The organism is Prevotella sp. C561 (assembly GCF_000224595.1).
GTDB classification, from domain to species: Bacteria; Bacteroidota; Bacteroidia; order Bacteroidales; family Bacteroidaceae; genus Prevotella; species Prevotella jejuni.
Genome location: NZ_JH114157.1, coordinates 1 through 5,139, shown reverse-complemented (window position 1 = coordinate 5,139; position 5,139 = coordinate 1). Strand labels below are relative to the sequence as shown.

Sequence of the window (5,139 nt, the reverse complement as noted above, 5' to 3'; positions counted from 1 at the left end):
GTCGCAAGCCTTATCATCCACAATGATGCTCAAGGTGATTCTTTACGCCTATATGAATAATATCTATTCCTGCCGTCGTATAGAGTCTCTTCTCAAGCGTGACATTCATTTCATCTATCTGGCAGGATATGAGCAGCCTGATTTTATTACCATCAATCGTTTTCGTAATCGTGTGAAAAAGGAAATCAACAATATCTTCACACAAGTCGTATTAGTACTTGCAGCCAAAGGTTTGATAAGTCTTGACGTTGAATATATTGACGGCACAAAGATAGAATCGAAAGCCAACAAGTATACCTTCGTTTGGAAGAGAACCGTAGAAAAGAACCGTGCCAAGTTGCAGGAACAAATACACACACTCCTGCTTCAGGTTGACGATGTTATAGCGCAGGACAATGCAGCAAAGAAAGAAGGTGTTGAGTTCACTGCAGATCTGCTCAGCGAGATATCCGAGGAATTGAACAAGTCTTTGGAATCAGTCCCTGAGCCTAAGACAAAAGAAGAGAAGCAGGCTGTTAGAACCAAGAAAAAACAGCTTAAAGAGCTAGAGAAGAAACGTAATAAACTCCAGGAGTATGACCAACACCTTGAGGTTATGGGAGAGAGAAACTCCTACAGCAAGACCGATCCTGATGCCACGTTTATGCACATGAAGGAGGATGCTATGCGGAACGGACAGACTAAGCCTGGATATAATCTGCAGATAGCAACGGAGAACCAGTTCATCACCGACTTTGCACTCTATGCCAATCGTACCGATACACTCACACTACCTTCTTTCTTGGAGTCTTTCAAATCACGCTATCATCGTTATACCAAGACAGTCGTAGCCGATTCAGGGTATGGCTCCGAGGAGAACTATCTGTTCATGGACGTACATAATATGGAAGCCTATGTGAAGTATAACTACTTCCATAAAGAGCAGCGTCCACGTTACACACCTAACCCATTCAGTCCCGCAAGCCTTTATTATAATAAGGAACAGGATTTCTACGTCTGCCCTATGGGACAGCATATGAAGCGTATAGGTATGAAGCGTTCCCTAACCTCTAACGGATTCGTTACTTACAGCGTACGTTATCAGGCAGAACGCTGTGATGGTTGTCCCTTGAGAGGCTCATGTTTTAAGGCAAGAGGGAACAGAATTATAGAAATAAACCATCAACTACAGCACTATAAACAAAAGGCACGGGAACTACTGACCTCGGAAGAAGGCATCAAGCATCGAGGACGAAGGTGTATAGAACCTGAAGCTGTTTTTGGACAAACAAAATATAATAAAGCCTACAAGATGTTTAGGCATTTTGGGAAAGACAAGGTCAATATGGACTTTGCCTTCTTCGCTATTGCCTTTAACATAGGGAAAATGTGCAGAAAAACCAATCTCAAGGAACTAAAAGCCGTTATGGAGCTACTTTTAGTAACCTTCAGATGCTCTATACAAGTTTATATAGGCTATTTAAAGCCAAACAAATCATTTTATATGAAATTAGCAGCATAGCTATAGTAAATAATGAATTATATGGTAGACAAGGTAAAGGAAGAATGAAAAGAGGATATATCAATTTTGACACACCCTCTTTTTTCAGTTTTATAATTTTATGAAATGTCTTGTTCTGAAAAAGTATAGGCTCATATCTTATATTTGTTAATTATCTATCCTTATTTCATCACCTTCACTACTTCTATTGACCTTTCAAGCCATGCTTCCATCTGCTTATAATCCTTCTTCTCCCATACGTCTTTGAAATCGATAAACTCGTGGGCAAGGCGACTTTCGTAGGCATTACGACGGTAGCTGGTTAGCTTCCCTTGTCTCATTATCTCTACACTACCAAACTCATTAGCAGGGGTTGGGATGTGTATCCACCCCTTTTCACCTTGAATAAGTATGAATGACGGACTACTTGAATCCTTTGCTGCCGTACAGGTTGCTGTCATTGTGGGATAGGAAAGTACCATTACGCCAGAGGTGTCGATACTATTGTGCCCACGGTTGGCAAAGTATTGTGTTGCGGTAGGTTGTCCGAAAAGACCTATGATGACATTGATATTGTAGACATTGAGGTCGTTCAGTGCGCCACCACCTAAATCAGGATTGAAAGCTGGGGCAATATCTCCCTGTAGATAGCGGTCATATTTACTTGAATACTGTGAGAAATTACACTGAACGAAGTGGACGGGACCAATCTTCTTTAGGCTTTCCTTGACCATGTGGAAGTTAGGTGTATGAAGTGGGGAGATTGCTTCAAAGAGGTATAACTTACGCTCTCGTGCCATTGCGGATAGTTCTTCAGCTTCGGCAACAGTGAGAGTGAAAGGCTTCTCAACAATCACATTCCTACCAGCCTCTAAGGCTTTGCGAGTAAATTCGTAATGGACACTATTGACTAAGGCAATATAAACGAAGTCGGCTTTGTCTTCTTTTAGTAACTGAGCGTAGTCAGTATAAATGCGCTCAATATGATTCATCTTCGCAAGATATTCTGCTTTTTCCTCATTGCTATGTGAGAATATACTGGTGATTTCTATTCCTTTGACTTCTGTCTTGAGCAGTGTGATAACTTCTGTAGCTATCATCCCTGTCCCTACAATACTAATCTTCATCTTTTCTATTGCTTTAAAGAGCATGTTCTATAAGCTGCTTTTTAATGTGTGAAGCCTATAGAATGTGCTGCGTTACTAACCTTGTGCAACAAAAGTAGGGAATGTTTTGCAAATAAAAAGGGAAATGACTATTTTTGTTGTCTATTAACAAGCATTAGTTGATATGAATAATAAAAATCTTTTAGGCCTTTTAGCATCTCTTTTACCTATTACTATTGTTGTAGGATGTAAAGGTGAAAAGGCTTCAGCGGCAGAATGTGTGAAGGATTCTGTTGTCTCTCTTTCTATTGATAATGACTCTGTTATAAAAAAGAAGGACGTACCTTTGGTCGTTGATTCCATTGGTAAGTCGTATAGTTCGGATAAGGGTACTGTTGATTTTGCTTATTCCTTCCCTGTGGCGGGCCCTCATGTGTTGGTCGATTCGATACGTGCTTACCTCTCGTCTGAGATGAAAGGTGCTGCAGATAGTTTTGGGGAAGAGAACTCAAAGACTAAACCTTTTCCCAGGCTTACAGATGGTAAGGCTATGATAAACTATTATGCGAAGATTGCATGTGAAAATGTAATACGTACTTTTGATGATGTTGACTATCCTGATTCTAAATGTCCACCAGAACTTTCTATGTTTGTGTTGAAGGGGAATGAAACCAGTCGTTATATTACTTATGTCTCTTCTTTTTATCTATATTCGGGTGGTGCGCATGGAATGTATTCTGAGTATGCGGTTAACTTTGACAAGAAGACGGGAGTTATATTGCGTGATATATTGAATCCAAAGGATATAAAAGCATTGCAACCTATCCTTAGAAGTGGACTTGAAAGTTTTTTTAGAAAATTTGATGTTGTTGATGGAGAAAAGGATGTAGAAGGTCGTATTAAGGCTGATATGGACAATCTTTTTATTGAAAATGGGATTATTCCGCTGCCTAAGAGTGGGGTTTATCTTTCTCCAGAGGGAGTTGTCTTTATTTATGAACAGTATGAGATTGGTGCGTATGCTATCGGAACACCTACCTTTACTGTGCCTTATAATAAGATTGGAAAGTTTCTCTCAGCAGAAGCACAATGCCTTGCGGGGATTAAGTAATCTTTCATAGTTTCGTAAGTAAGGTTGGCTCATATTTGTTAATGGAATTAGAGAAGATTCTATAAAGGTCTTTTTCACAGCCTGTTCTAACCTATGGAAGGAACAGGATGTGTGTTTATTGTTGCATTAACCATAGGAAACCTTTGGCTATCCTTATACCATTGTCTTGAAAATGATTGCCTTCATTCCATTCCATCTTACAGTTGACACCTTTGTTTTTGAATATTTGTTCTTGGGAAAGGATGTCTTGCTTGATGGTTGACATTATTTTTGTTTTTGTTTTCTCTTCTTTGTCGCCAAGGCTTAGATAGGCGTGTTCTATTTGTGGTTGGTGGGTGTTGGCATAGTCTAACCAGCCTGTATACCATGCGGATGGGGATGCAGAGACTATCCCAAGGAGGGGGATGTTCTGTTGGTAGCCTGCCCAAAGAGAAAAGAGTCCAGCTAATGAATAGCCTCCTAAAATGGTGCTTTTTTTATTAAATTCTATAGAATAACGTTCCTTTAAGGTTGGGAGGAGTTCGTCTACTATATATAATAAGGTGGAATGAGCACCATCGCCAAAGGTGATCTTACCAAATACGGGTGGGGCTGACCAGGGTGTTAACTCAGCATTCCATTTCTCAATACGTACGGCAATATGCATGAATGGTGTTTGCAAGTTATCTTCTATATAGGTAATTTGACGCTCTAACTCCTCTGTGTCATTACTGTCAACGGGCTGAATAATGAAAAACTTTGCGTTTTCTTCGCTATGTAGGATACAAACATGTGCCCCAACCGTAATAATCTCCTTTTTATGTCTCATAATTGTATATGCTTGTTTGGACTGCAAAAATAATCATTTTTAAGCAAATTAGTTGATTTGAGTCAATTTTAAGCAAAAATAGTCATTTCTTTTAAAAATATTCTTCAAAATATTTGGAGGGTAAGGAAATTCTCTATACCTTTGCACTCGCTTTACAAAACAAGCCTCCTGGCAAGTTGGTTAAAGCATAGAAGAAAGAGTTCTTTGAAAAGATTTACATAAACAGAGAAGTAGTACAAGAAGCGTCTGTTTGATTTTATATCAAATAGATGGGTAAAAGAAACGAACCGATCAATTCATTGTTCCTGCTTTTGAGGCATCGCCTCAAAACAATTAAGGAATAAAAGAATAGGTGCTTTTTAACTTGATACTTTTAGGATAAGCGTTCTGAAACAGAGATTACTCGGTGAAGCGTTTGGGTTAACATGGTATTCATTATCATTAATCACCCATCACTTATCACCAAAACATATTTTACAATGGAGAGTTTGATCCTGGCTCAGGATGAACGCTAGCTACAGGCTTAACACATGCAAGTCGAGGGGAAACGGCATTTAGTGCTTGCACTGAATGGACGTCGACCGGCGCACGGGTGAGTAACGCGTATCCAACCTTCCCATTACTGTGGGATAAC

The 5,139-nt window shown here is 39.5% G+C and carries 3 protein-coding genes, 1 rRNA gene and 1 pseudogene; 3 read left to right on the top strand and 2 right to left on the bottom strand.

Translation table 11 applies throughout. The features are described from left to right. A pseudogene (locus HMPREF0666_RS14335) lies at positions 1–1,501 on the top strand (IS1182 family transposase); the annotation flags it as partial. Between the two features lie 161 nt (positions 1,502–1,662). On the opposite strand, the gene HMPREF0666_RS14330 reads toward HMPREF0666_RS14335, so the two are convergent. Further along, complete coding sequence (locus HMPREF0666_RS14330; protein ID WP_042856461.1) at positions 1,663–2,607, bottom strand: Gfo/Idh/MocA family protein; 945 nt, start codon at positions 2,605–2,607, stop codon at positions 1,663–1,665. Between the two features lie 163 nt (positions 2,608–2,770). Here HMPREF0666_RS14330 and HMPREF0666_RS14325 point away from each other — a divergent pair, with 163 nt between their 5' ends. Next, positions 2,771–3,697 carry a DUF3298 and DUF4163 domain-containing protein gene (locus tag HMPREF0666_RS14325; RefSeq protein ID WP_009013090.1) on the top strand — a complete coding sequence of 309 codons (927 nt, stop codon included), beginning with the start codon at positions 2,771–2,773 and terminating at the stop codon, positions 3,695–3,697. A 115-nt stretch (positions 3,698–3,812) separates the two neighbouring features. On the opposite strand, the gene HMPREF0666_RS14320 is transcribed toward HMPREF0666_RS14325, so the two are convergent. After that, positions 3,813–4,505 (bottom strand): alpha/beta hydrolase-fold protein, encoded by a 693-nt coding sequence (locus HMPREF0666_RS14320; protein WP_009013089.1) that lies wholly within the window; start codon positions 4,503–4,505, stop codon positions 3,813–3,815. Between the two features lie 476 nt (positions 4,506–4,981). On the opposite strand from HMPREF0666_RS14320, the gene HMPREF0666_RS14315 reads away from it, so the two are divergent. After that, positions 4,982–5,139: ribosomal RNA gene (locus HMPREF0666_RS14315) — 16S ribosomal RNA — on the top strand; the annotation flags it as partial.